At 63.3% G+C, this 621-nt stretch carries 1 protein-coding gene; it reads left to right on the top strand.

Annotated features, from left to right (window positions below; all coding sequences use genetic code 11):
• Positions 1-621, top strand: a 621-nt coding sequence (locus FEV53_RS20605; RefSeq protein ID WP_142836442.1) for a calcium-binding protein, incomplete at both ends; no start/stop codon positions are given.

Raw genomic sequence — 621 nt, forward strand, 5'->3', positions numbered from 1 at the left:
GGCGGGACCGGACTCTTCGATGATACGCTCTATGGCGGTCTCGGGAACGACTCGCTCTTTGGCGATGGCGGATGGGATACCCTCTACGGTGGCGTTGGCAACGACGCGCTTGATGGGTGGACCGGTAGTGATCTGCTTTTCGGCGAGAGCGGTGATGACAGTATCGCGGATACGGGCGGCAGCCTCTCCGCGGATACGATTTATGGCGGTTTCGGGAATGACACCGTCGCTGGCGGTCGGGCCGATGACACCGTTCTGGGCGATGATGGCAATGACAGCGTTCTCGGTGAGAGCGGCGACGACTCGGTGCGCGGCGGGTCTGGCAACGATACCGTTTACGGAGGCTCGGGCAACGACGAGGTTTTCGGCGATTTCGGCGATGACACTCTCTATGGGGGCTCCGGTGACGACACTGTCACGGGAGACCCGGGCAATGACTCGGTGTTTGGCGAACTCGGCGATGACTCTCTGCGAGGCGGGGACGGGAGCGACACCCTGTATGGGGGGGCCGGGAGCGATACGCTCAAGGGCGATGACGGCGATGACACCGTCTCTGGCGGTTCTGGCGACGACGACGTCTCGGGCGGGGTTGGCAATGACTCGGTGTTTGGCGAACTCGGG

It is taken from the genome of Palleronia caenipelagi (genome assembly GCF_007004065.1).
GTDB classification, from domain to species: domain Bacteria; phylum Pseudomonadota; class Alphaproteobacteria; order Rhodobacterales; family Rhodobacteraceae; genus Palleronia; species Palleronia caenipelagi.